Here is a 24,603-nt window from a genome sequence, read left to right on the forward strand (position 1 = left end):
GGCCCGGTCACTTAGAAGGGTGGGGTGTGGTCGATGAGGGGTGCCAGTCCGAGGGTGTGGGCGGCCTGCGGGTAGGGGGTGGTCTCGTAGTCTCCGGGTTTCTGGCCGGGTTGGGGGCCGCGGGTGACGAGGCGGGCGCTGCCGCTGGGGTCGGCCCCGATGCCGGTGCCGGTGCTGGTGCTGTTGAGGGCGGTGTTGAGGCGGTTGAGGATGTCGGGACTGATCTGCTGGCTCAGGTCGGCTGGGACGACCGAGCCGGGGACGTAGCGCTGACGGGGCCCGACCCGCTTGGGCAGGCGGGTGATGGTGCCGTTGGGGTGGCGCTGGTAGACGGTCTTGTCGGGGGTGTGCCAGGACAGGGTCCCGGTGGTCTGGTCTCTGGTGAGTGCCCAGCCGGGGGTGTGCTTGAGGCGGTGGTGGGCCTCGCACAGGGTGGCGAGGTTGTTCAGGCTGGTGGTTCCGCCTTGGCTCCAGGCGGTGAGGTGGTCGATGTCGCAGCGTTCGGCGGGGGTCTGGCAGGTGGGGAAGACGCAGGCTCGGTCGCGGGCGCGCACCAGGTCGGCCAGACCGGCCGGGGGACGGTAACGGGTGCGGCCCACGTCCACGACGGTGCCGCCCACCGGGTCGGTGACCAGGCGCCTCCAGGTCCCACCCGCGGCAAGAGCCCAGGCAGTCATAGCCGGCACCGCCACGCTGCGCGCCCCGATACGCACCTCCGCGACCCCGGCTGTGGCGGACAACGAGGCGGAGAACTGGGCGACGGGCGAGGAGGCGGGAGCAGCGGAGAGCGACGCGGCGGGTTGGGAAGAGGGAGCAGCCGGGCCTGGTTCGGGCAGACTCCTCCCACTGGAACTGGGCAGACTCCTGGCGCTGGCGGTGGGCAGGCTTCTCCTGCCGCCTGGGGATGCTGCACCGTTGAGAGGAACAGACGTGGTGGCGGGGCTCTCGCCAGGGCCGACGTCGTCGGATTCGAGGCAGTAGGGGGCGTCGGGGCACTGGCCGTCCCCAGGACCACAGCCCCCGCGATCGTCGTCCCCAGGGAGACGTCCCTCTGGGGCGCCGTTGCGGGGCCGGTTGCTTCCGATGCTGGTGGCGGGGTCGCGGCCGCCAGGGTCGTGTGTGGCTGGGGCGTGGTCGGTGGTGTCTTCTGTCTGGGCCAGGCTGTCTGGGGCGGTGAGGCTGTTCAGGGGGACGGTGACCTGGACGTCGATGTGGATGTTCTTGGGGAGGGGGAGGTGTCCGGTGCCTGAGGGGGTCCACCATGGGCTGGCTGAGCCCACCAGGGAGCTCAAGGCCCCCAGAAGCCCTTCCAGGGGCACCCCGTCAGGCAGCAGACGACCCAGGGAGGCAGAACGCCTGGGAGGAGAGAACGAGGCAGGCACTGAACCCAGCTCACTCACACCGCCAAAGTCTCCAGTGCTGCTGCCGAGACCGCCACCACCGCCAGTGCCGCCACTGGTGTCGTCGTCGGGGGCTTGTGTGGGTCTGTGGTAGGCGGCTTGTTGGCTGGTGCGTAGTGTGGACAGGGTCATGGCGGTGATGGCGTCGGCGCGCAGCTGGGCCAGGGTGCGCTGCTCACCGGCTGCCCGGGCTGATGCGGCGATCGCGTCCAGGGTGGCGTCCAGCAGCAGCGCGTCCATGGTCGGTAGCAGCAGGCGGACCTGGGACATGCCCTCGCCGGCGGGCCTGGGACGCGTCACGCACCGCCGGGAGGCATTGACTCGCACCCGCTCAGCATGCCCGGCGGGGTCGACCTCCATTAGGGCCCGCTCGATGTCGCGTCCCACCTGGGACACGCTGCGCCTGGGAGCCTGAGGCAGGACCCGCTCCTGAACGGCCAGCGCCACCGGGGCCGGCACGTCTCCCAGGCGGCGAGTCACCAGCGACGCCTTGGCAGGCTCCAGCACCCCGCACCGCTCCATGGCCTCAGTGGGACCGAAACCCATGTCCATCAGGGCGCTGCCGTGATCGATGATCTGACCGACCCGACTCCGCGAGACGCCCAGGCGGGCTGAGAGCAGGCAGGTGGCGTTGAACCTGCGCTCCTCATAGCCCACCACCTCCGAGACTTGACCGTCTGGCCCCCACTGGCCGGGATGGGCCGACAGCTCACCACAGGCGGTCAGGCACGCCGCCGCCAGCGCCTCACCCCACGTAGCCCAGGCCGCCAGACGGTGGCAGGCCGCCGCCAGCTCCCCCAAACCCACAGCCCCCAGGCCAAGCAGCCCAGTGCCGCCGGCCTCCTCCAGGGACACGACCCTGTGTCCCTCAACGGCAGCCACCAACGCCGCGTCAGCATCCGACTCACCGGCGAACAAGCCCTCACGACCACCGCCGACGCCGCCGATGTCGCCATCGCCGTCGCTGTCGTCGTTGTTGTGGTTCTGGGTGGCCACCAGCAGCCGGGCCAGCAGCCCCTCGACCACACCGGCCAGTGCCCCGCCCGCGGTCAAGGACCCCAGCAGACCCGCCACGTCCTCTGACGAGATCGAAGGTTCCGACGTCGGGCCACCGGCAGGCGCGCCCAGTGTCCCGGCCGCACTACCGGCCGGGACACGAGGAAGCACACCATCTTCGAACATATGTACAGTATAGTCCGATCCTCCGCTCCTCGCACGCTGAAGCAGTCACCCAGAATCACCGGCACAGCAACGAAAACCAGGAACCTCGGCCCTCGTGGCCGGAGGCACACGGAAGCAGGGTGGGGCGGTCCTCGTACCTGCGCACCGAATCAGGACCCGCGCCTCGAACCCGCTCCCGCCTCCTGTGTCCGCGTCGCGCTCCCGCCGCCCCGAGTGGACCGTTCCGAACTGACCTCCCCGCACCCACCTCCGGACCCCGCCTCCCGCCCCCACCTCCTCCCCGACGTGACGTGGCTCAAAGCCGCGTTGTTGCCCACACCCTGGGGGAGCCCCTGCCTTCCTCCATAGACTGTGGCGCGGTACCCCGCCGTCATCGCCGTCGCCCCGGACCGGAACAACCGGTTCTCCCGACAGCGGGAACGCGGGTGCCACGTCCACGTCCCCTGAAACAGGAACGAAGAACAGTGAACGCACGTCCTCTCAATGTCGCCGTCATCGGAGCAGGCCCCGCAGGCATCTACGCCTCGGACATCCTCTCGAAGTCGGGCATGGAGGTCTGTATCGACCTGTTCGAGCGGCTTCCTGCGCCCTACGGGCTGGTGCGCTACGGCGTCGCCCCCGACCACCCGCGCATCAAGCAGATCATCGTGGCCCTCTACAAGATCCTCCAGCGCGGGGACATTCGGCTCATCGGCAACGTCGAGGTCGGCCGCGACATCTCGGTGGCCGAGCTTCAGGAGCACTATGACGCCATCATCTTCTCCACTGGAGCCGACACCGACGCCCCCCTCGACATTCCCGGCGTCGACGCCCCCGAGTGCTACGGCGGCGCCGACTTCGTCTCGTGGTACGACGGTCATCCCGACCACCCGCGTACCTGGGACCTGAGTGCCAAGGAGGTCGCCGTCATCGGCGTCGGCAACGTCGCGCTGGACATCGCCCGCGTCCTGGCCAAGCACGCCGACGACCTCATGACCACCGAGATCCCCGCGAACGTGGCCGCCACGCTCCAGCAGTCCCCGGTCACCGACGTGCACGTCTTCGGTCGCCGCGGTCCGGCTCAGGTGAAGTTCACCCCGCTGGAGCTGCGCGAGCTCGGCAAGCAGGCCGACGTCGACGTCCTCGTCGACGAGGAGGACTTCGAGTACGACGAGGGCTCGCAGGCGGCCCTGGCCTCCTCCAACCAGCAGCGCCAGGTCGTCAAGGCCCTTGAGGGGTACGCGATGCAGGAGCCGGAGGACCTCACCGCCTCCCACCGCATCCACATCCACCTCTTCTCGGCGCCCCACGAGGTCCTCACCGACGACGACGGCCACGTCGTCGGCCTGCGCACCGAGCGCACCCGCCTGACCGGCGACGGCAACGTCACCGGCACCGGCGAGTACCGCGACTGGCCCGTCCAGGCCGTCTACCGCGCCGTCGGATATGCCTCCAGCGCCATCGAGGGCCTGCCCTTCGACGCCGAGCGGCACGTCGTCCCCAACGAGGGCGGCCGCGTCCTCGGCGAGGACGGCAAGCCTCTGACCGGCCTGTACGCCACCGGCTGGATCCGTCGCGGCCCCGTGGGCCTCATCGGCTCCACCAAGTCCGACGCGCAGGAGACCATCACCAACCTCGTGGCCGACGCCAATGCCGGCCTGCTGCACGCCGAGACCAGCGACGAGGCCCAGGTCGGTCACGACGCCATCATCGCCCTGCTGGAGTCCCGCGGCATCCCCTTCACCAACTGGGAGGGCTGGGAGCTGCTGGACGCCTACGAGCGCGAGCTCGGTGAGGGCTACGGTGAGGTCGTCGTCACCGGAGGGGCCTCCAAGCCGCGCGAGCGCGTCAAGGTCGTCTCCCGCGATGCCATGACCGCGATCTCCCGCTCCACCGAGGTTCCCGAGGACCTCATCGGCCAGCCCGAGACGGGTCGCGTCCCCGAGCGCGTCGCCCACCGCCTGGCCGACTGAGCCGAGCACGGTCTACGGCTCAAGCCCAGCCGACATCGCATCACCCGTCCGGCACCGGTCCCCGCGGCCGATGCCGGACGGGCGTCGTCACCGACACGGAGAGGAAGAAGTCCGATGAGAACCCGCCGCATCCGCTTCGCCGGCGGAACCAACCGCTGGGCGCGTGACCTCTACCTGCGTGCCTTCCCCGAGGATGAGCGCATTCCCTGGGCGCTCATCCACGTGCTCAGCCTGCGCCGCGGCGTCGACCTCGTCGCCTGGTGGGACCAGCCCGCCGGACCGACCCGTGCGGCCCGCCCGGATCCTGTCGCCCTGACCTGGACCGTGCGTCGCCCCGGCTCCCGCCTGCTCTACCTCTTCTACCTCGCCGTCGACGACGCCGCACGCGGCCGTGGCGTGGGCACCCGCCTCCTGGCCGAGCTCGAGCGCCGTCACCCCGGCTGCACCATCGTCCTGGACATCGAGCCCGTCATCGCCGAGGCCGACAACGCCGAGCAGCGACGCCGTCGGTTCTCCTTCTACGAGCGCTCCGGCTTCCGTGACACCGGGTACGCGGTCCAGGACTCGACGGGGGAGTACTGGACCCTTGCGCGTGAGGCGCCGGGAACCACCTTCGATCCCGACGACTTCCGCGACACCCTGCGCTGCCTGGACTGCGGCCTCATCACCGCACGAGTGGTCCCGCGCCAGCAGACATAGGTCAGACACAGGTTCATCCCATAGTCTCCACCCATGACAAGGACCCACCACTACAACGGTCTCAAGACCGCCGTCCTCCTGGGCGGCATGTGGAGCCTGCTTCTCCTGCTCGGCTACGCGCTGGCCCGGGGGACCGGCTCCGCCATCTGGCTGCTCATCGCGCCGGTCATCGGCCTGGCGCAGACCGCCTACGGCTTCTGGAACTCCGACAAGATCGCCGTGCGCTCCATGGGCGCCATCGAGGTCACCGAGGCCCAGCAGCCCCAGATGTACGCCATCGTGCGTGAGCTCTCCGCTACTGCCGGCCAGCCCATGCCGCGCCTCTACGTGGCCCCCACGATGAGCCCCAACGCCTTCGCCACCGGCCGCAGCCCCTCGCACGCCGCCGTGTGCTGCACACAGGGCATCCTCCAGCTCCTCAACGAGCGCGAGCTGCGCGGCGTCCTGGGCCACGAGCTCTCCCACGTCTACAACCGCGACATCCTCACCTCCTCGGTGGCCGCGGGCATCGCCGGCGTCATCTCCTCGCTGGCCACCATGGCCCTGTGGTTCGGTGGCGGCAATCGACGCGACCGGGACGGCGGCAACATCATTGCCGTCCTGCTGCTCTCCCTCCTGGCGCCGCTGGCCGCCGCCATCACCCAGTTCGCTATCTCCCGGACCCGCGAGTACGACGCCGACCACGACGGCGCCGAGCTCACCCGCGACCCGCTCGCCCTGGCCAGCGCGCTCAGCAAGCTCGAGTCCGGCATCTCACGCGTGCCCATGGGGCAGGACCCGCGCCTCGAACCGGTCTCCTCCATGATGATCGCCAACCCCTTCGGGAGCCTGCGCAACCTGTTCTCCACCCATCCGCCCATGGACAAGCGCATCGCCCGCCTCGAGCAGATGGCCGGGTACTGACGGATGCCCCTGACCGTCGTCGGCGGGCTGCCGGCCGTCGGCAAGACCGCCGTGTGCCGGGAGATCCTGCGTCTGCGGGCCGAGGTACAGCCGCAGAGCCAGCCGCCGACCTGGCTGCGCATCGACTCCATCGAGCAGGCTCTGCGGGACAGCGGCGAAATGCTCCCCGGCATGCCCGCGGGCGCCGGATACTACGTGGCCGCCGCTGTGGCCCGGGACGTCCTGGCCTCGGGCGGGGACGTTCTGATCGAGTGCGTCAACCCGCTGCCCCTCACCCGCCGCCTGTGGGGGAAGACAGCCTCAGACCTGGGCGCCCGGTTTCTCGCCGTCGAGCTCATCTGCTCCGATGAGGCCGAGCATCGGCGCCGCGCCCAGCAGCGGGTGAGCGACATCAAGGGACTTGATCTGCCGGGGTGGCAGGAGATCACGCACCGTGATTACGTCCCTTGGCCCGAGGCCGACCTCCGCCTCGACACCGCCCGGCTCACCGTCACCGAGGCCGCCCGGGCCATCGTCGACCTCGGCCTCGCGGATGGAACCCGATGACGGTGGACAGGGGAGTGGACACTCCACCTCCCACTGGAACCGACGACGACATCGCCCCACGCATCAGGGCTGCCGTCGAGGCCGGTGAATTGCGCGGCGTGACGGCGGGACCGGTCGAGCGGCTGGGGGCCGGCGAGAGCTACACCGCCTGGCGAGTCGGCTCCGGGGAGCAGGCCCGGGTCCTGCGCCTTCCACGACGCCCGCCCCATGACCTGCCCCGCTCCATACAGGCCGAGTTCGAGGTTCTCAGACGCGTCTCGCCCGAGCTGGGAACCAGCGCCGTCGCCCTGGAGACCGGTAGCGACAACCCGCTCGGCACCCCCTACATGGTGACCACCCACGTCCCCGGTCGAGCCCTGCGCACCGCCGACTGGAACCCGCGGCTCGCCACCGCCCTCGCCCACCAGATCGCCCGCCTGCACGAGGCACTCGCCACCGCCACCGCGCCGTCGGCCGCCTTCGTGCCGAGCGCCGACGAACAGGGGGAGGAGCTGGTGACCTGGTGGGGAGAGCACCATCCGCAGACCCTCACCGACCCCCGCGTCCGCCCGCTCCTGCCCGCCTGGCGGCGTGAGCTCGACCGCCTCGCCCCGGCCTTCGAGACGGTCCCCACCCACCGACTCATCCACGGCGACGCCGTCGCCCCCAATGTCATCCTCGGCCCCGACGGCCTGCCGCGACTCATCGACTTCGAGTGGTCCGGGCCCGGCGATACCGCCAAGGACCTGGCCCTCATCGGGGGCCTGGTGACCGGCGGGCCCTGGTACCTGCCCATGACGCCCGACGACGTCACCGCCTTCGTCACTGAGTACGCGCGGTACTCGCGGCGCTCGCGGCTTGCGCAGGACACGGGTGCCGCCGACCTGCAACGGCTGCTGGAACGCCGCGAGGCCTACGAGCTCCTCGACCGCCTGGGCAACCTCCTGTACTGCCTCAGCCGCCCCGGCGAGGCCCGCTACGGCAGATGGGCCGATGAGCTCGCTCGCAGCCTGACCGCCCGACTCGGTGGCTGAGCCGCCCGCTTCAAGGCAGTGTCGGGCTAGCCCCACCACGGCCCCGCCAGGTGGCAGGATTGGGCGTGATTCCGGCCCTGAGGAGGATATGAGGCATGAACCGATCAGCATGGGCCGCGCGCTACCGCCAGCTCGGCAGGGACGCCGCCTTCCTCCTCCTCAGCGGGCCACTGAGCCTGCTCGCCTTCTACCTGGTTGTGCCGCTGACCGCCCTCGGTGTGGTCACCACCATCATCTGGGTGGGGCTGCTGCTGCTCATCATCGACCTGAGCATCGCCGGGGGCTTCGCCAACATCGCCCGCCTCGCCGTGGCGCGCGTGGACGGGCGCGAGCCGGTACCCGGCGGCTACCTCGAGCCCGAGCCGGGGGCCTCCGCGCGCCGTCGGCTCTTCCGGCGCCTGCGCGACCCTCAGCGCTGGATGGACCTGCTGTGGGCCGTCATCTACTTCCCGGTCTCCCTTATCACCTGGATCATCAGCGTCGTGTGGCTGGCCCTGGCCGTGGCAGGTCTCCTGGCCCCCATTGCCGACATCACCCTTGACCTGGTCCTCGATCCGGCCGTGGGGCAGCGTCAGGGACTGGCTCATCTTCTGGGCCTGCAGCCGGAGCTGTTCTGGGACATCGGTTTCAACCTCACCTGCGGCATCGTCTTCTCCCTGACCGCCCCCGCCGTCCTGCGGGGCCTGGCCGCCATGCAGACGGGTCTCATCCGCGCCATGCTCTCCTGGCGCAGCGAGGTCAGCCGCCTCCAGACCTCCCGGGCCGCCGTCCAGCGCGCCGAGGCCGACACCCGCCGCCGCCTGGAGCGCGACATCCACGACGGCCCCCAGCAGCGCCTCGTGCGCCTACGCATGGACCTGGCCCGTGCCCACCGGCAGGCCGAGAAGGACCCGGCGGCCGCGTCGGCCATCATCCAGGGCGCCATGGAGCAGACCCAGCAGACTCTCGACGAGTTGCGTCAGCTCTCCCGCGGCATCGCCCCACCAGTCCTCATCGACCGTGGCCTGGCGGCCGCCATCACCGAGGCCGCCACCCGCTCCTCCGTCCCCGTCACCGTGAGCACCGAACTGCCCGACCTGCCCGACCACGTCTCCCAGGCCGCCTACTTCGTGGTCAGTGAGGCGCTGGCCAACCTCAACAAGCACTCCGGGGCCACGGCCGCCGGCGTCGATGCCCGTATCGTTGACGGCGCCCTGCTCGTGAGGATCAGTGACAACGGCATCGGAGGGGCCTCGACCGCCAAAGGACACGGCCTGGCCGGCCTGGTCGAGCGCCTCAACGGGGTCGACGGTAGGCTCTTCATCACGTCCCCGACCGGCGGACCGACCACACTGGAGGCGAGAATCCCGTGCGCGTTCTGATCGCTGATGACTCCGTCCTCCTGCGCGAGGGACTGGCACTCATCCTGGCCGACGGCGGCCACGAGGTCGTCGGGGGAGTGGGGGACGGTGAGGCCCTCGTGAGCGAGGCCCTGCGGCTGCGGCCCGACGTCGTCGTCGCCGACATCCGCATGCCGCCCTCCCACACCGACGAGGGACTGCGGGCCACCACCCGCATCCGCGCCCAGTGGCCGGGTGCACCCATCCTGCTGCTGAGCCAGTACGTCGTCGCAGGCTACCTGCCCGAGCTCCTGGCCGACGGCGGCGGCGCCCTGGGCTACCTCCTCAAGGATCGGGTCGGCGACATCGACGCCTTCCTCGGTGCGGTCGAGCGGGTGGCGCGCGGCGAGCTCGTCCTGGACCCCGACGTCGTCTCCCAGGTCCTCCAGCGAGGTCGGCGCGATGACCCGCTCACCGAGCTCACGCCCCGCGAGCGGGAGGTCCTGGCCCTCATGGCCGAGGGCCACACCAACGCCGGCATCGCCACGATCATGGTGGTCACCGAGGGGGCCGTGGAGAAGCACACCCAGCGGATCTTCGCCAAGCTCGGCCTGCTGCCCGACGCCGCCGTCCACCGCCGCGTCAAGGCCGTCCTGACGCTGCTGTCTGCCTAGTCGCCGGGGGCGAGTGCCGCTCAGCGGTAGTTGACGAACTGGAGGGCGGCGTCGACGTCGAGGTTCTTCAGCAGGGCGATGACCGTCTGGAGGTCGTCGCGGGACTTGGAGGTCACCCGCACCTCGTCGCCCTGGATCGTGGCCTTGACGCTCTTGGGGCCCTCGTCACGGATCGCCTTGGTGATCTTCTTGGCCACCTCCTGGGTGAGTCCCTCGCGTAGCGGGCAGGCCAGGCGGTAGATCTTGCCCGAGGGGCGCGGCTCCTTGTCCCCCAGGTCCAGGGCTTTGAGGGAGACGCCGCGGCGGAAGAGCTTGGACTCCAGGACGTCCAGGATCGCCAGGACCCGCTCGGCCGTGTTGGCCTCCAGGGTGATGGTGTCGCCCGACAGGCTCACGGAGGCGTCAACGCCGCGGAAGTCGTAGCGCTGGGAGATCTCCTTGGCGCACTGGTTGACGGCGTTGTCCACCTCCTGGCGGTCGAGGCGGGAGACGACGTCGAAGGAGGAGTCGTTGGCCATGGCGGCAGTCCTTTCCGGGGTGGGGACTTCAGTCGCCCCGAGTCTAGGTGGGTTGTTCTGTGAGGAGGGTCCTACGGGGGCGATTGGCGTTTCGCGCCGCTGCCTTGCTATTCTTCCACGGCGCCAAGCGATGACCGAGAGGTCGGAGCGCGGAGCCAAGGCGGGTTGCCCGAGCGGCCAATGGGAGCTGACTGTAAATCAGCCGCGTAATGCTACGGGGGTTCGAATCCCTCACCCGCCACGGCGATCACTCGCGATCGCACCTCGCCATCCGGTGAGGGCCGCAGTGAGCGAAGCCACGGCGGAACGAATTGCCAGAGCGATTCGAATCTGCCTAGGATTCGGCTCGTTGCCCCGATAGCTCAGTCGGCAGAGCGTCTCCATGGTAAGGAGAAGGTCAAGGGTTCGATTCCCTTTCGGGGCTCTCACAGCGGGGGCCACTGGCCCCCATTGTGTTCCTATGGCGAGGTAGCTCAGCTGGTTAGAGCGCACGACTCATAATCGTGAGGTCGAGGGTTCGAGTCCCTCCCCCGCTACGCAAGCTTTCGAGTACAGCGTTCCGTCGCATGCTCGAGGATCGACACGAGGAGACAAACGTGGCCAGCAAGTCCGCCGACGTTCGCCCCAAGATCACTCTGGCCTGCTCGGAGTGCAAGGAGCGCAACTACATCACCAAGAAGAACCGTCGGAACACCCCCGACCGTCTCAGCATCGCCAAGTTCTGTGCTCGCTGCGGCAAGCACACCGAGCACCGCGAGACCCGCTGAGCATCGCACAGCGATCCCGGTCTCGGCCGGATAGCGAGCCCCGTCGACATGACGTCGGCGGGGCTTCGTCGTCTCCTCGAAGCGGGTGCCTAGCATCGTGAGGGTGAACGGTCTCAGCTCCTGTGACGACGCCGTCGAGCGGCTCGCAGCAGTCCTGAGTGGGGTGCTCGCAACCGGCTCCTCCGAACTGTCCGACCGCGAGGCTCACCGCCAGGCCCGGCGGGGAGCGACAGCGATCCTCCCCGCTGTGCATGCCCTGCACCGGATCCAAAGCCGGCTGCGGGACTGCCGGGGAGAGGCTGCCTGGGAGGGCCTGGTGCACCGCCGTTGCCGGATGAGTGCGAGCCCCACGGGTGGCGGCGTCGCCCCGGGGCCGGCCGCGGCCGATGGAGTCTCGATCCGGCAGGTCGAGCGCGCCGGGTGGGAGCTCATCCAGGCGACGGTCGAGGTGCCGGTGGAGGGGCGTTACTGGTGGGTGACCCATGAGCTCGCCCGCCGGACGTCGCCGCCCGGGCCAGACGCCGTCGAAAACGGGACACTCACGGCCCCGGGGGCCGGATTTGATACACCGTCGGGCTGCGTGTTCTACCGGCTCGCTGACTCCGATGTGGTCTCCTGGGCACAGGCCAGCGGAGACCGGAACCCCATCCATCTCCTTCCCGGAAGGGCGGCTGAGGCGGGTCTGTCGGTCGGTTCCGGCGAGGTCGTCGCTCACGGCTTGCTCCTCGGAGCGATCAGTCTCGCCCTGGTCCAGCCTTCGCCTTCACGGCAGGTCGGCCTCGTATTCATTGGTTCTGCTGATGTTCCGGCCTCCGAGTGCGGCGCGGAGGAGTCGTGGGCGATGCTCGCCGTCGATCCTGTCAGCGGAGACATCACTCAGGGCCGGCGTCCCGTCCTGCGCCGCCAGTGATTCCATCCATCCCGTCAACGCCACCGGAGATGGTGCGGAATCCAGGCAGTCTCCCGATCGGTACATGAAGGAATAGTGATCGCTTACTGGAGGGAATTCTGACGGAGATTCATTACTGCCTTGAAGGAAGTGACACGAGGACGTGAAAATAAATTATAGACCCCCAGCCAATCATCGGTAGATGGGGATGATAGCGTAACAAAGGTGGGTATTTGGGATGTCAAACTGATGTATGTCAGGTGACATGAAGTCAGTGCCTGAATTGTTTTCCTGCACAGAAGTGGATCTCCGAGATCCGCTCAGTATCAACGAAAAGTGGAGGGGTTGCCTGTGTTTCCAAGGTTGCCTGATGTTGTGGGTCACTGTGGTGGAGTGCTGAGTCTCCGACCGAGTGTGATAAAAAAGAAGTGGAGCCGCGCTTGTATGAAAGCCAAAGTCGATCAACAAGTTCGTGCTCGAGGGTTCGCGACCTGCCACAGGTCGGTGCTGAGAGGAGTCGATAAAGGTGATTACCGCAGAGCGGACGATGGTGGAACCGACGGCCTGCGTCGAGGATGTCGAGATGACGTGGACTCAGAGCGATCAGGAAGCCGTTGAGGCCACCTACGGCCAAGAACTGGCCGGGGCTGCGGGATCTCCCGAGGACGGTCTGGAGCCGGCCGGTGGCTGCGGCCAGAGCGACTCCTTGGAGCAGAAGGGCTTCCGTCGGCTCGATGAGATCGAGATGGATGCCTGGCGCTCCTTCCTGGCGGCCTCCACCTCCGTCACCGCCCGTCTCAATCGTGAGCTCGAGGCCGGGTGCGGCATCTCCATGCACGAGTACGAGATCCTGGTGCGCCTGTCCGAGGCTCCTGAGCAGACTCTGCGCATGTCCACTCTCGCCGAGCACGTCTCGCATTCCCGCTCACGGCTGACCCACACGGTCCGACGCCTGGAGAACGTGGGGTACGTCGAGCGCAGTTCCTGTGACTCCGACCGTCGCGGCGTCAACTGCACGCTGACGCCGCAGGGTCTCAGCTTCCTGCGAGAGGCGGCTCCGGTACATCTCGACGGCGTACGCCGCCATGTCGTCGACCGTCTCAGCCGTGAGCAGCAGGTCGCCTTGGCTGAGCTCATGAGGGTCATCGCCCAGGCCCCGGACTCCTCCTGTGGGCTCTCGGCGGCCTCGGCCTCCTGAGACTCCTGCGCGATCAGTGGGCGTCGTCAGCCGGTTTCGTCATCGGTGGCGGCGCCCACAAGTCTGTCCAGACTACGTCCAGGTCCGCCAGAAGGCGGCGCAGCAACGGCAGGGAGATGCCGACGACTCCGTGAGGGTCGCCGTCAATCCCCTCGATGAAGGCGCCGCCCAGGCCGTCAATGGTGAAGGCTCCGGCGCACCACAGCGGTTCCCCGCTGGCGATGTAGGCCTCGATCTCAGCCGGGGACGGGGAGCCGAAGCGGATGGTGGCCGAGCTGACCCCCTCGGCGATGGCGCCGTTGGCGGTGCGCACCAGGAAGTGCCCCGTGTGCAGGGTGCCGGTGCTCCCGCTCATCATCCGCCAGCGCTCACGGGCATCGGCGGCGTCGATGGGCTTTCCGACGACCTGGCCGGAGATCTCCAGCATGGAGTCGCAGCCCACGACCACCTCGGCCTCCTGCGGGTCGGTGGACGCCACGACGTCGAGGGCCTTGGCCCGAGCCAGGGCCTGGACCTGCTCAGCGGCGGTCGGGGCCGCTAGCCCGGCCTCGCGGCGCCGTCGGATCAGCTCGTCGAGCACGGCCTCCTCGTCGACGTCGGAGACCCGCACCAACGGCTCGACCCCTGCGGCTCGCAGGGTGGCCAGTCGGCCGGATGACTTCGAAGCCAGGAGAATCACGTCGCCAGACTATACGGGCCGGTAGTCTCGGATCATGATCTCAGGCGGAAGCCCCTTCTCTCGTCTCGACACCGTTCCCGTCACCGGATCCACCCAGGACGACCTGCGCGCAGCCCTCACGGGACCTGAGCGGGCATCCTGGCCGCACCTGTCGGCACTGCGAGCACTCGCTCAGACCGCCGGCAGAGGGAGGTCCGGGCGCGCCTGGGTCACCCCCGACGACGGAGGGGCCCTCCTGGTCTCCGTGGTGCTCAGGCCCCTCGTCCCCGCCCAGTGCCTGGGCTGGCTGCCGCTGCTGGGCGGCCTGGCCGTCCGGGACGCTCTGACCCCCCTCGTCGAGGACCTGCCCTGGCGCGTGGGGACCAAATGGCCCAACGACGTCGTCGCCCTGCCCGATGACCCGGCAGCCGTGCCCGCAGTGCCCGGCTGGGCCGGCACACGCAAGATCGCCGGCGTCCTCAGTGAGCTCATCATGCCGGAAGCCGCCGCAGGGGGTGCCGCCCGCGTCCTCGCTCCAGACATGGTTCCAGCCGACCGTGATGAGGCGCCCATGGTCATCCTCGGAGTCGGCGTCAACATCGGGCAGGCGGCTGAGGAGCTGCCGGTGCCCTGGGCCGGCTCCCTGCGCACGCTGGGCGCGGTCGGTACGGGGAGCGGACCCGATCCGGAAGACGCCGTGGAGATCGTTCTGACGGCGATCGGCCACCACCTGGCCCGGCTTGTCGGACAGTGGGAGGAGGTCGGCGGGAATGTCGACGCATCAGGCGGCGCGCTCGGGCGCCGGCTGCGCGAGGCGCTGAACACCCTGGGGAAGCAGGTCAGTGTCCAGGCTCCTGACGGTGAGCTCGGTGGGCTGGCTGTCGACGTCACCCCCGCCCTCGTGCTGCGCACCCAGGCCGGTGACACCGAGGTTCGCGCCGGCGATGTGACCCTCGTGCGAATGGAGGGCTGAGAGGGTCGTGAGAATCATGAACTCGTTGCTAGTGAATGCGGTCTGTCGCCCAATGGGCATAAGCGTGTGATCTGCGCTACTGTGGCAGGGTGACATTGGACAGCCAAGCGAGCGAGGAGCTCGCACCGGACTCCCGCGGGGGTGTCTCCCAGCAGATGGCTCACCAGGGCGCGCATCGTGTCGAGGGTGAGGCCGCTGCTGAGGTGGACTCCGCGGAGAGAACCACCCTGGTGGGACACGAGAGCCTGCTGCTGGGGGCGCCCCCCAGCCTCACCCTGACCGAGCTGGCTCAGCGAGCTGGAACCAGCATGGAGGTGGCGCAGAAGTTCTGGCGCGCCATGGGCTTCGCCGATGTCCAACCCGATGAGGTCCGCTTCACTGACCAGGATGTTGCCGCACTTCAAGACACCGTGGCGCTGCTGGATGAGACCAGCGACTCCTCCCTGGCCTCGGCCAGCGTGCTCGAGCTCCTCAGGGCCCAGTCCTACACCATGGACCGCCTGGTCCTGTGGGAGCTGGAGACTTTCGTCACGGACCTCAGTGAGCGTCTCGGGCTGGATGACACCGCCGCACGGCTGGTGGCCCTCGATCGCATCGACGGCCTCGTGGAGCTCCTGTCGCGCCAGCTGACCTACGTGTGGCGCCGTCACATGGCCTCCATCCTGGGGCGCACCGATGCGGAGGTGTCGACCCGGGGCAGGGAGGACACCGGCCCCGATCTCTACCCGCTTATCCGCTCCCTGGGCTTCGTCGACATCGTCTCCTTCACCCAGCGCGCTCAGGGCATGAGCAAGGCCGCCCTGACCCACATGCTCGAGGACTTCGAGAACACGGCCCGGGATGTCATCACCTCGCGGGGCGCGCGGGTGGTCAAGACGATCGGGGATGCCGTCATGTACATCTCCGACGACCTGCTGATCGCCGCCGACGTCGTCACCGCCTTAGTCGAAGAGCTCCAGAAGGGGCCGGATGCGATCCGGGTGCGGGCCAGCCTCGTCGAGGGGCGGGTCATCTCCCGCTCCGGGGACGTCTTCGGTCCCACCGTCAACCTGGCCTCCCGGCTCGTGGACGCGGCCGAGCCCGGCGGCATCCGCCTGGACGAGTCCACCGCCATGGCCATTCTCCGCTCGCCCGAGGCGGGGCGGTACCGGGTGGGGCAGTGCCATGAGGTCGTGGCCAAGGGGCTGGGGCAGATCGTGCCCTGGTCGCTGGAGCGGACCTCGCCGACCCGCCCCTGAGTCGAACCCCTCGTTCCGTTACCATCTCGTGATTTTCTGTCCCTTCGGCTCGTGAAGGGGCTGCTCGATCCTGGGGTTTTCCGCGGTATCCTCGCCGAAACGTGGTCTGGCTGTCAGAGGTTCGGGGAGCCAATGCCTCGGAGGTGGTCACGTCTTGATATCTTCTCCACCTCTGGGACGATGGCGGAGGGGTGCGTCGTCACCTAACATCGCGGATGTGACAACTGTTCTGCTCGTCGAAGACGATCCTGCCATCTCCGAGCCCCTCGCCCGTGCCTTCGGACGCGAGGGCTATGAGGTCCTGACCCACGGCACCGGTAAAGGCGCCCTCGAGGAGGTCTCGGCCGCCGACATCATCGTCCTGGACCTGGGACTGCCGGACATCGACGGCCTGGACGTGGCCCGTCAGGTGCGGGCCCAGGGTCTGACGATCCCGATCCTCATGCTCACCGCCCGCAGTGAGGACTCCGACCTCGTCGTCGGTCTGGACGCCGGGGCTGATGACTACGTCACCAAGCCCTTCCGCCTGGCCGAGCTGCTGGCTCGCGTGCGGGCACAGGTCCGCCGCGCCTCGGGGGAGGCCACTGAGGACGAGCTGAGCGTCGGGGAGATCCGGGTCGACGTCGCCGCTCACCGGGCCTTCGTCGGCTCGCGCGAGCTGCAGCTGACGACCCGGGAGTTCGAGCTGCTCCGGGTCCTGGTGCGTGCCGGCGGCAAGGTCGCCTCCGGTGAGGACATCCTCAAGGAGGTCTGGGGTGAGGACCCCACCGGGAGTCCCCAGACCCTCCAGATGCACGTGACCTGGCTGCGTCGCAAGCTCGGTGACGATGAGGAGCGGCCTGCGCTTCTGCTGGCCCAGGAGGACGGTTACCTCCTGACCGCCGGCTGAGTCGCTGACCGGGAGGGCTTCCCGAGAGGAGTGCTGGGTTCCCAAGGCGCCTCGATGAACTGATCGGGGCTGAAGGAGGGCTTGCCATGCGTCGTTACGCCATGACGATGACGATGTCGGCGGTGTCGGTGGCCGTCCTCCTGTTGGGACTGCCGCTGGGGGGCGCCTGGATCGCCAGCGCGTTGCGCTCCGCCGGAAGCGGCGACCGGGTCGTCATCATCGGCACGGTCATCCTCACGGTTCTGGTGCTCACCGGTACCGCGCTCACGGCGGCCTCCGTGGTGGCCTCCCGGGTGTCCAGGCGCATCTCGGCCCCGCTCATCTACCTGGCCGCCGAGGCCGAGCAGCTCGGCAGCGGCCAGGTCCGCCCGAGGCTGCGCTCCTCGGGGATCGAGGAGATCGACCTGGTCCAGGCCGAGCTGGTGCGTTCGGCCGAGCGCGTGGCCGGACGCATCGCCGCTGAGCGGCAGTTCGCCTCCGATGCCTCCCACCAGCTGCGCACACCGCTGACCAGCCTGTCGCTGCGCCTGGAGGAGATCGAGCTGCTCGCCGGCGAGGAGGAGGTGCGTGCCGAGGCCCACGCCTGCCTGGAGCAGGTCGAGAGGCTCACCGGCGTCGTCGAGGACCTGCTCAAGGTCTCGCGCCGCTCCGGGGGCGGGACCACGGAGGCGCTTCACCTCAAGGACATCTTCGCTCAGCAGCGCGAGGAGTGGGAGCCGGCCTTCGAACAGGCCGGGCGCACCATCACCTTCTCCGACGAGATCAGCCACCCGGTCCTGGCCACGCCCGGGTCCCTGGCCCAAGTGCTGGCCACCGTCATCGAGAACTCCCTGTGCTACGGGGCCGGGACGACCTCGGTGAGCGTGCGCGGGGCCAACGGCGGTCACGCGGTCTTCATCGACATCGCCGACGAGGGCGAGGGCGTGGCTGAGGACATCGCACCGCACGTCTTCGAGCGGCACGTCTCCGGCTACGGCTCCACCGGCGTCGGGCTGGCCCTGGCCAAGGACCTCGTCGAGGCCGACGGCGGCCGCATCGAGCTGTCCCAGCGCAGCCCGGCCGTCTTCTCCATCCTGCTCAACGCCGTCCCCAAGTCCCTGGACCCCAACAACGTCCTGCCGCAGGGCGCGCTGGTCTCGGTGGGCCGGCGTCGTCGCTTCTGAGTCGCCGCTGAACCCTCGCGCGACGGAGAGGTGAGGGCTGAGAGGCGGGCGTCAGGAGTTCTGGCGGCGGGACTTGATGACCTTTGAGATGGCGGAGGCGAGCATCGGCGCCACCGAGATGAAGACGATGACAAGGATCATCGTGTCGATGTTCTCCCGGATCCACTCGAAGGATCCCAGGAAGTAGCCCAGCCAGGTGATGCCGAAGGCCCAGAAGGTGGCGCCCAGGATGTTGAAGGTGATGAAGTGGCGGTAGCGCATCTTGCCGACGCCGGCGATGACGGGCGTGAAGGTGCGCACGATCGGCACGAACTGGGCCAGGGTGACGGCCTTGCCGCCGTGGCGCTCGAAGAACTCTGAGGTGCGCTCCACGTACTCCTGCTTGAACAGACGGGAGTCGGGCTTGTTGAAGACCGCCGGCCCCGCCTTGCGGCCGATGAGGTAGCCGGTCTGGTTGCCGGCGACGGCGGCGAGCCATACGAGGGGGGCCGCCACCCAGATGTGTACGCCGATAGCGCCGGTGCCCACGAACATCCCCAGCGTGAAGAGCAAGGAGTCGCCCGGCAGGAAGAAGCCGATGAGCAGGCCGGTCTCGGCGAAGATGACGAGCATGACGCCGAGGATGGCCCAGGGGCCGAACCACTTGACGATGGTCGTGATGAGGTTGGCGGCGTCGAGCCACTCGGGGCCGAGCATCGGTGCGTGGACTAAGGGGAGGGCTGTGGGCAGGTTCAGCGCCGGTGCGAAGGCGTTCAGGGCAGTCACCGTGCAAGGCTAAACGGTGTCCCGGCGGCCATGCCGTGAGAGTGATCCCCTCGGGGCTGTGGCATCGGGCACCCCTCAGGCCGCTGCCAACCGGGCCGGTCTTGTTGGGCCTCAGGGGCGAGTTGAGACGGGAACGGCCGAAGACACGGCCTCGCCGCCTGCCTGCCCCTGGGTGTCGGTGCTGTCGGTGTCGTCGTCGGGGGAGTGGTCCTTGTGCCCGGTGAAGACGATGTAGTGGTAGAAGACGAAGCGGAATGCTGTCCCCAGGCCGAAACCGACGACGTAGGCGGCGACGTTGTCCGCCAGCGGGGAGGTCAGCCCCAGGACGTGGTGGGTGAACAGCAGGCAGAACTGTGTGATGGCGATGCCGCCCAGGTTGGCCAGGACGAACAGTGTGGCCTCGCGGGCGACGTTCTTCTGGGTGCGACCCCGGTAGGTCCAGTAGCGGTTCGCGATCCACGAGAAGACGGTCGCGGTCGAGGAGGCCAGCAGCTGGGCGGAGTTGGGGTGACCGGAGAGGACACCGGTGGGGCCGTGCTGGAGCAGGTTGAACAGGCCGACGTCGATCACGTAGGCCGCGGCGCCCACCATGCCGAACTGCATGAACTCCTTGACGAGTGCGATGAGCCTCTGGGTCAAGGAGTTGCCGGAGGAGCGCGTCATGGCGGGCATCCTATGTCGATCACAGTCAGGTCACGCAAGCCGGGGCCGCTCACGGCACCCAGTGAACACTGACGCTGCCCAGGTCCCACACCCACGAGACCCACAGCAGCTGGCCGGTGACGCAGGCCGCCAGCAGGGTCAGTTGCCGGCGGGTGGTGCCGGCCGCCGCGGCCAGCGCCCAGCCCGCCGGGGCCAGGGGTAGCAGGAGACGCAGCACCGACGTCGTCGGATCGAAGAAGACCAGGAGGTAGAGCAGGTAACCCAGGCACCAGAACCAGGCTGCGGGCCCCAGGGCCCGCAGGCTCGGGGCGCTCAGGAGCAGGCCCACCGCGACCAGCACAACGGCCAGCAGGGCCGGACCCAGGTGCGGGCCCACCCAGTCGCCCAGGCGGATCGCCCACTGCACGACGGGCGCCAGGTCCGCCCCACGCCAGGAGGTCTCGGTGGCGGTGTAGGCGTCCTGTCGGCCCGTGACCAGCCAGGCGATGACCGGCCAGCTCAGGGCCGCCGAGCAGGTGAGCAGGGCCAGCACCAACAGTCGCAGGCGTGCGCCTGGCGCCTGCGGGGCGTGGCCGGGCACCAGACGCGCGAACCAGGTGGGCGGGACCCAGCCGCGGTCGCAGGCCACCTCCCAGGCCCACCACAGCCCCAGCGCCGCCCCCAGCGGGACACCGATGGGGCGGGCGAAGCAGGCCGCCAGCGCCAGGGGAATCGCCGTCAGTGACCGCCCGCGGCTCGCCAGCCACAGCGTCAGACCCACCAGCACCAGCCCCAGGGACTCGGCGTAGGGGACCTGGAGGACCGCGGCGCACGGCGAGGACCAGACCAGGGCCACCGCCCACAGGGAGGCCCGCCTGCCCGCCACCGGTGAGAGCCAGCGGTCCATGACGACCGCTGCCGCCGCCGAGGCCAGGACCGATACGAGGGCGGCGCGCACGTAGAAGGACCAGCCGGTCCAGCCCAGCAGGGAGGCCGCGGCGCTCAGTAGCGGCATGAACGCCCAGGTGTTCTGGGCCACCCGTCCGTCGCCGCCCACGGGCAGCCGCTCCGGGTAGCCCTCCTCGACGATCCGGTTGTACCAGCCCGAGTCCCAGAAGCGCAGGTGCTCCTCCCAGGACGGTGCGGCCCCGGCCCACGGGGTGGCGGGCGTGTCCTGGGCGCCCAGCCGCAGGATGAGGAGGGACACGGCGCTCGCTGCGGCCCAGACCGCCAGGACCTGGAGCCAGTGGTGCGGCCCCGAGGCGGAGCCGTGCGTCGAAGATGATGGCGGGGCATGCCGGGCGCTGGAGGACGCGGAGGACTCTGAGACGGGTGGGGTCACGGCCCCCACCCTACGGTCTGGACCTGTGCGCGGTGAGGATGAGCGACATGCGGGTAGCCTTGGGGCGTGAGCGCACCCATCGTCGCCGTGATCGGAGGCGGGCAGCTGGCCCGCATGATGCAGGAGGAGGCCAGTGCTCTGGGGATTCACCTCAGGGCGCTGGTGGAGGCCGCGGACGGGTCCACCGGACAGGTGACCCCGGACGCCCCCGTCGGAGCCGCCGACGACGAGGCTGCCGTACGCGCCGTCGTCACCGGGGACGGTAGTGACAGGCCCGCAGGTGGGCCGGCCTCGGTCCTCACCTTCGAGCACGAGCACCAGGACTCGGCCCTCCTGGAGAGGCTCCAGGCCGAGGGGGTCAGTGTCCAGCCCACCCCGCAGGCCCTGACCCTGGCCCGCGACAAGCTCGCCATGCGGAGGAAGATGAGCGGGGCCGGGCTCCCGCAGCCCGCCTGGGCGGAGATCGGCGGGCCGCAGCAGGAGAGCGCCGAGCAGATGGTCGACGCCATTGAGGCCTTCGCCGTCGAGCACGGCTGGCCAGTGGTCCTCAAGACGCCGCGTGGAGGCTATGACGGCCACGGGGTGCTGCTGGTGCGCAGCGCCGAGTCCCTGCGCCAGGGCGAGGCGGCCGAGTGGATCGCCTCGGTGGCGCGCGCCCGAGCTGGCCAGGGCGACGGCCGCGGGGCCGGCGGGGGAGGCAGCCTCGGAGGAGCAGCGGTGACCAGTCTCCTGGTGGAGCAGGCGATCCCCTTCACTCGCGAGCTCGCTGTCCTGCTGGCCCGCACCCCCAGCGGGCAGGTGTCGGTGTGGCCGGTGGCCCAGACGGTCCAGGAGGACGGCATGTGCGCTGAGGTCCTGGCGCCGGCACCAGGTCTCGACTCGACCGCCGTCGAGGAGGCCGAGCTCATCGGCCGCACGGTCGCCGAGCACGCCGGGGTGACCGGGGTGCTCGCCGTCGAGCTCTTCGCCGTGGAGACCTTCGGGGAGCCCACGCGCCTGTACGTCAACGAGCTGGCGATGCGCCCCCACAACTCCGGTCACTGGACCCAGGACGGGGCCGTCACCAGCCAGTTCGCCCAGCACCTGCGGGCGGTTCTCGACCTGCCGCTGGGCGCCACGGAGGCCACGGCGCCCACCACCGTCATGGTCAACCTCATCGGCGGCCGGCGCGAGCCGGGGCCCGATTCCCTGGCCCGGGCCATGGCCGCTCATCCCGAGGCCCGCATCCACCTCTACGGCAAGCAGTGGCGAGCGGGCCGCAAGCTCGGGCACGTCACCATGACGGTCGGTCCGGACCAGGAGGTCGCCGACGTCGTCGAGCAGGCGCGCGGGGCCGTCGCCATCCTGCGCGGTGACGCCTGAGCCGGACGCATCCAGACCGCAGCACGCAGGACACGACAGAACACGGCAGGACACCGAAGACAGGGAGGACGTTGATGAACGAGGTCAGCGCAACGACGACGGGCACGCAGAACGCGGGGCGGCCGGTGGTCGGCATCGTCATGGGGTCGGACTCGGACTGGCCGGTCATGGGGGCCGCCGCCGAGGTCCTCGACGAGTTCAAGGTGGCCTATGAGGCCGACGTCGTCTCCGCCCACCGCATGCCCACCGAAATGATCGACTACGGGCGCGCCGCTGCTGAGCGGGGGCTGCGCGTCATCATCGCCGGCGCCGGGGGAGCGGCCCACCTGCCCGGGATGCTGGCGGCCGTCACCGAGCTGCCGGTGATCGGGGTGCCGGTGCCGCTGAAATACCTCGACGGCATGGACTCCCTGTTGTCCATCGTGCAGATGCCCGCCGGGGTCCCGGTGGCCACCGTCTCCATCGGCGGGGCCCGCAATGCCGGGCTGCTGGCGGTGCGTATCCTCGCCTCCGGTCAAGGACCGGAGGCCGCTCGCCTGGGCGCTGCCATGCGGGCCTTCCAGACGGACCTCAGCGAGGTCGCCCACGCCAAGGGCGCCGCCCTGCGCGAGCGGCTGAGTCGCTGAGATCGTGTTGCGGAGAGGGCGCCGGCGATCGTGTTCGTAGGGTAGGGCTCAAGGACGTACCCCAAGGTGCTGTGTTGTCTCATGGCTTCTGAGAGTTTCGGATGTCATGACATCTCAAGACACCGGTCGGGGGTGGGTCTGCCGGTTGGGAGAGCTGCTGATTCGGCCTGTCGGAGGGGCTGCCCTGGTCACTGTGGTGGCTTCCGGCGTCGTCTGGATGCACTGCACGAGGGTGGGGTGCTACTGGAGGAGGGTCGGGTGCACTTCGGGTAGGTGGGGCCTTCGTGCAGTACGCACAACCCTTGGTCAGTGGATCCCGACCCTCGTGGAGCAGGCCGACTCGGGCAGACTCGGGGCGGAGCCGGCGTCGAACCATGACCACCGGGACCCTGTGTAGACAGCGGGCAGGGAGCGGTGGGGGTGGACCTGTGACGGAGGCGTCGGGCTGTGCCGTAGGAACCCCTGACTCACTCCTGCGCGGCCCGGTGTCCACAGCGCTGACATTACCGAGCCTGCCGGCGAATCACCCAGCGGAGATCGTTGGAATTCTGCGGTTTTTCCTCGGCGAGCAGTCCCGATTAGGGGTTAATGTCAGCGCTGTGGACACCGACGCCCCACCAGACCTCTTCCCTTCGTCCTCACCCTCGCCCCCTGGGCCACCAGCCTGCCCCGGGTTCCCGCCCGAGCGGGTGTCTCAGAAGTCATGACACTCAGATGTCTCAGAAGTGAGGAGACAACACAGTACCCCAAGGTGCGACCTCGAGCCTGAGGATACGAACTCGTGAATGACGGGGAGACGACTCGTGGATCTCGCGTTCGTTTCTGTTCGTTTCTGAGCGAGTGTGGGTAGACTGGGGGCATGAGCATTCTCGTTGCTGGAGGCGCCGGCTACATCGGCGCGCACGTGGTCCGACTTCTCCTCGAGCGCGGGGAGGAGGTCGTCGTCGTCGATGATCTGTCCTACGGGACGCCGGAGCGAGTCAAGGGGGCCTCCCTCGTCGAGCTCGACGTCGCCAGCGGCCAGGCCCCCCAGACCCTCGCCGAGGTCATGGACTCGCACGGCGTCACCGCCGTCATCCACTTCGCCGCCCGCAAGCAGGTGGGCGAGTCCGTCGAGCGCCCCGCCTGGTACTACCAGCAGAACGTCGGCGGCCTGGCCAACATGCTGCTGGCCATGGAGACCGCCGGCGTCAAGCAGATGATCTTCTCCTCCTCGGCCGCCGTCTACGGCATGCCCCCGGTGGAGGTCGTTCCCGAGGACATCGACTGCCGCCCCATCAACCCCTACGGAGAGACCAAGCTCATCGGGGAGTGGATGATGGCCGACGCCGAGAAGGCCTGGGGACTGCGCTGGGCGGGCCTGCGCTACTTCAACGTCGCCGGAGCCGGCTGGGACGACCTGGGCGACATGGCCACCCTCAACCTCATCCCCATGGTCCTCGACCGCCTCGCCAAGGGCGAGACCCCCAAGATCTTCGGCACTGACTACCCCACCCCCGACGGCACCTGCGTGCGCGACTACATCCACGTCAAGGACCTGGCCGTCGCCCACATCGCCGCCCTGGACTACCTGGCCGGCGGCCAGGAGATGGCCGAGCACGTCTTCAACGTCGGCACCGGCCAGGGCGCCTCGGTGCGGGAGGTCGTCTCCAAGGTCATCGCCTCCACGGGCCTGGACCTGGAACCCGAGGAGCTCGCCCGCCGCGCCGGCGACCCGCCCCAGCTCATCGGCAACGCAACCCGCATCGGCGAGGTCCTGGGATGGAAGGCCGAGCACGACCTGGACGACATCGTCGCCTCCTCCTACACCTCCTGGCAGGCCGACCCCAACCGGCCCCACTTCGGCTGAGCGGTCCCAACACCACGACGTGCGGGCCGGTTCCCC

The 24,603-nt window shown here is 69.4% G+C and carries 23 protein-coding genes and 3 tRNA genes; 20 read left to right on the forward strand and 6 right to left on the reverse strand.

Annotated elements, in window-relative coordinates; all coding sequences use genetic code 11:
- Positions 1–11 precede the first annotated feature (11 nt).
- Positions 12–2,582 carry an HNH endonuclease gene (locus tag FK267_RS05840; protein WP_141406600.1) on the reverse strand — a complete coding sequence of 857 codons (2,571 nt, stop codon included), beginning with the start codon at positions 2,580–2,582 and terminating at the stop codon, positions 12–14.
- Between the two features lie 464 nt (positions 2,583–3,046).
- Here FK267_RS05840 and FK267_RS05845 point away from each other — a divergent pair, with 464 nt between their 5' ends.
- From FK267_RS05845 to FK267_RS05875, 7 genes are all read left to right on the forward strand, one after another.
- Entirely contained in the window at positions 3,047–4,534 is a 1,488-nt protein-coding gene (locus FK267_RS05845; RefSeq protein WP_009406996.1) for an FAD-dependent oxidoreductase, read from the forward strand.
- 114 nt (positions 4,535–4,648) lie between these two features.
- A complete protein-coding gene (locus FK267_RS05850) occupies positions 4,649–5,233 on the forward strand; it encodes a GNAT family N-acetyltransferase (RefSeq protein WP_075378528.1) in 585 nt (194 codons plus the stop codon).
- Between the two features lie 33 nt (positions 5,234–5,266).
- Positions 5,267–6,136, forward strand: a complete 870-nt coding sequence (gene htpX, locus FK267_RS05855) for a zinc metalloprotease HtpX (protein ID WP_141406601.1) — start codon at positions 5,267–5,269, stop codon at positions 6,134–6,136.
- Between the two features lie 3 nt (positions 6,137–6,139).
- Complete coding sequence (locus FK267_RS05860) at positions 6,140–6,682, forward strand: P-loop nucleotide/nucleoside kinase family protein (RefSeq protein WP_141406602.1); 543 nt, start codon at positions 6,140–6,142, stop codon at positions 6,680–6,682.
- A 14-nt stretch (positions 6,683–6,696) separates the two neighbouring features.
- The gene (locus FK267_RS05865) at positions 6,697–7,695 is read left to right on the forward strand and encodes a phosphotransferase family protein (RefSeq protein ID WP_232622532.1); all 999 of its coding nucleotides are present in this window, start codon (positions 6,697–6,699) and stop codon (positions 7,693–7,695) included.
- Between the two features lie 95 nt (positions 7,696–7,790).
- Positions 7,791–9,056 (forward strand): sensor histidine kinase, encoded by a 1,266-nt coding sequence (locus FK267_RS05870; protein ID WP_141406604.1) that lies wholly within the window; start codon positions 7,791–7,793, stop codon positions 9,054–9,056.
- Complete coding sequence (locus FK267_RS05875) at positions 9,044–9,688, forward strand: response regulator (RefSeq protein ID WP_070512283.1); 645 nt, start codon at positions 9,044–9,046, stop codon at positions 9,686–9,688. Before FK267_RS05870 ends, FK267_RS05875 begins: the two co-directional genes overlap by 13 nt.
- A 20-nt stretch (positions 9,689–9,708) precedes the next feature.
- Here FK267_RS05875 and FK267_RS05880 read toward each other — a convergent pair whose 3' ends face one another.
- The gene (locus FK267_RS05880) at positions 9,709–10,206 is read right to left on the reverse strand and encodes a YajQ family cyclic di-GMP-binding protein (RefSeq protein WP_003787109.1); all 498 of its coding nucleotides are present in this window, start codon (positions 10,204–10,206) and stop codon (positions 9,709–9,711) included.
- Positions 10,207–10,365: 159 nt separating this feature from the next.
- Between FK267_RS05880 and FK267_RS05885 the strand changes: the two genes are divergently transcribed.
- The 6 genes from FK267_RS05885 to FK267_RS05910 all read left to right on the forward strand — a co-directional run bounded on the left by FK267_RS05885 (position 10,366) and on the right by FK267_RS05910 (position 13,060).
- A tRNA-Tyr gene (locus FK267_RS05885) sits at positions 10,366–10,447 on the forward strand.
- 110 nt (positions 10,448–10,557) lie between these two features.
- Positions 10,558–10,630 (forward strand) — tRNA-Thr (locus FK267_RS05890).
- Positions 10,631–10,668: 38 nt separating this feature from the next.
- Positions 10,669–10,742, forward strand: a tRNA-Met gene (locus tag FK267_RS05895).
- Between the two features lie 60 nt (positions 10,743–10,802).
- Positions 10,803–10,973, forward strand: a complete 171-nt coding sequence (gene rpmG / locus FK267_RS05900; protein WP_003779904.1) for a 50S ribosomal protein L33 — start codon at positions 10,803–10,805, stop codon at positions 10,971–10,973.
- Positions 10,974–11,076: 103 nt separating this feature from the next.
- Complete coding sequence (locus FK267_RS05905) at positions 11,077–11,883, forward strand: MaoC/PaaZ C-terminal domain-containing protein (protein ID WP_232622533.1); 807 nt, start codon at positions 11,077–11,079, stop codon at positions 11,881–11,883.
- 505 nt (positions 11,884–12,388) lie between these two features.
- Positions 12,389–13,060, forward strand: coding sequence for a MarR family winged helix-turn-helix transcriptional regulator (locus tag FK267_RS05910; RefSeq protein ID WP_020991756.1), 672 nt, complete (start codon positions 12,389–12,391; stop codon positions 13,058–13,060).
- A gap of 13 nt (positions 13,061–13,073) precedes the next feature.
- Here FK267_RS05910 and FK267_RS05915 read toward each other — a convergent pair whose 3' ends face one another.
- On the reverse strand, positions 13,074–13,739 hold the full coding sequence (locus tag FK267_RS05915) for a Maf family protein (RefSeq protein WP_075378532.1): 666 nt from the start codon (positions 13,737–13,739) through the stop codon (positions 13,074–13,076).
- 34 nt (positions 13,740–13,773) lie between these two features.
- On the opposite strand from FK267_RS05915, the gene FK267_RS05920 reads away from it, so the two are divergent.
- The 4 genes from FK267_RS05920 to FK267_RS05935 all read left to right on the forward strand — a co-directional run bounded on the left by FK267_RS05920 (position 13,774) and on the right by FK267_RS05935 (position 17,981).
- Positions 13,774–14,691 carry a biotin--[acetyl-CoA-carboxylase] ligase gene (locus tag FK267_RS05920; protein ID WP_075378533.1) on the forward strand — a complete coding sequence of 306 codons (918 nt, stop codon included), beginning with the start codon at positions 13,774–13,776 and terminating at the stop codon, positions 14,689–14,691.
- Positions 14,692–14,780: 89 nt separating this feature from the next.
- Positions 14,781–15,929, forward strand: a complete 1,149-nt coding sequence (locus FK267_RS05925; RefSeq protein ID WP_075378534.1) for an adenylate/guanylate cyclase domain-containing protein — start codon at positions 14,781–14,783, stop codon at positions 15,927–15,929.
- Between the two features lie 217 nt (positions 15,930–16,146).
- Positions 16,147–16,818, forward strand: coding sequence for a response regulator transcription factor (locus tag FK267_RS05930; RefSeq protein WP_009406998.1), 672 nt, complete (start codon positions 16,147–16,149; stop codon positions 16,816–16,818).
- An 86-nt stretch (positions 16,819–16,904) separates the two neighbouring features.
- The gene (locus FK267_RS05935) at positions 16,905–17,981 is read left to right on the forward strand and encodes a sensor histidine kinase (protein ID WP_075378535.1); all 1,077 of its coding nucleotides are present in this window, start codon (positions 16,905–16,907) and stop codon (positions 17,979–17,981) included.
- 51 nt (positions 17,982–18,032) lie between these two features.
- On the opposite strand, the gene FK267_RS05940 is transcribed toward FK267_RS05935, so the two are convergent.
- The 3 genes from FK267_RS05940 to FK267_RS05950 all read right to left on the reverse strand — a co-directional run bounded on the left by FK267_RS05940 (position 18,033) and on the right by FK267_RS05950 (position 20,730).
- Positions 18,033–18,746, reverse strand: coding sequence for a VTT domain-containing protein (locus FK267_RS05940; RefSeq protein ID WP_075378536.1), 714 nt, complete (start codon positions 18,744–18,746; stop codon positions 18,033–18,035).
- 111 nt (positions 18,747–18,857) lie between these two features.
- Positions 18,858–19,418, reverse strand: coding sequence for a GtrA family protein (locus FK267_RS05945; RefSeq protein WP_075378537.1), 561 nt, complete (start codon positions 19,416–19,418; stop codon positions 18,858–18,860).
- Between the two features lie 40 nt (positions 19,419–19,458).
- Entirely contained in the window at positions 19,459–20,730 is a 1,272-nt protein-coding gene (locus FK267_RS05950) for a hypothetical protein (protein ID WP_075378605.1), read from the reverse strand.
- Between the two features lie 66 nt (positions 20,731–20,796).
- On the opposite strand from FK267_RS05950, the gene FK267_RS05955 reads away from it, so the two are divergent.
- The 3 genes from FK267_RS05955 to galE all read left to right on the forward strand — a co-directional run bounded on the left by FK267_RS05955 (position 20,797) and on the right by galE (position 24,567).
- Entirely contained in the window at positions 20,797–22,092 is a 1,296-nt protein-coding gene (locus FK267_RS05955) for a 5-(carboxyamino)imidazole ribonucleotide synthase (RefSeq protein WP_075378538.1), read from the forward strand.
- A gap of 74 nt (positions 22,093–22,166) precedes the next feature.
- Positions 22,167–22,718, forward strand: coding sequence for a 5-(carboxyamino)imidazole ribonucleotide mutase (gene purE, locus FK267_RS05960; RefSeq protein ID WP_075378539.1), 552 nt, complete (start codon positions 22,167–22,169; stop codon positions 22,716–22,718).
- An 859-nt stretch (positions 22,719–23,577) separates the two neighbouring features.
- Complete coding sequence (gene galE, locus FK267_RS05965; protein WP_075378540.1) at positions 23,578–24,567, forward strand: UDP-glucose 4-epimerase GalE; 990 nt, start codon at positions 23,578–23,580, stop codon at positions 24,565–24,567.
- The last annotated feature ends 36 nt before the right edge of the window (positions 24,568–24,603 follow it).

Source organism: Actinomyces oris, from assembly GCF_006546825.1.
Classification (GTDB): Bacteria; Actinomycetota; Actinomycetes; order Actinomycetales; family Actinomycetaceae; genus Actinomyces; species Actinomyces oris.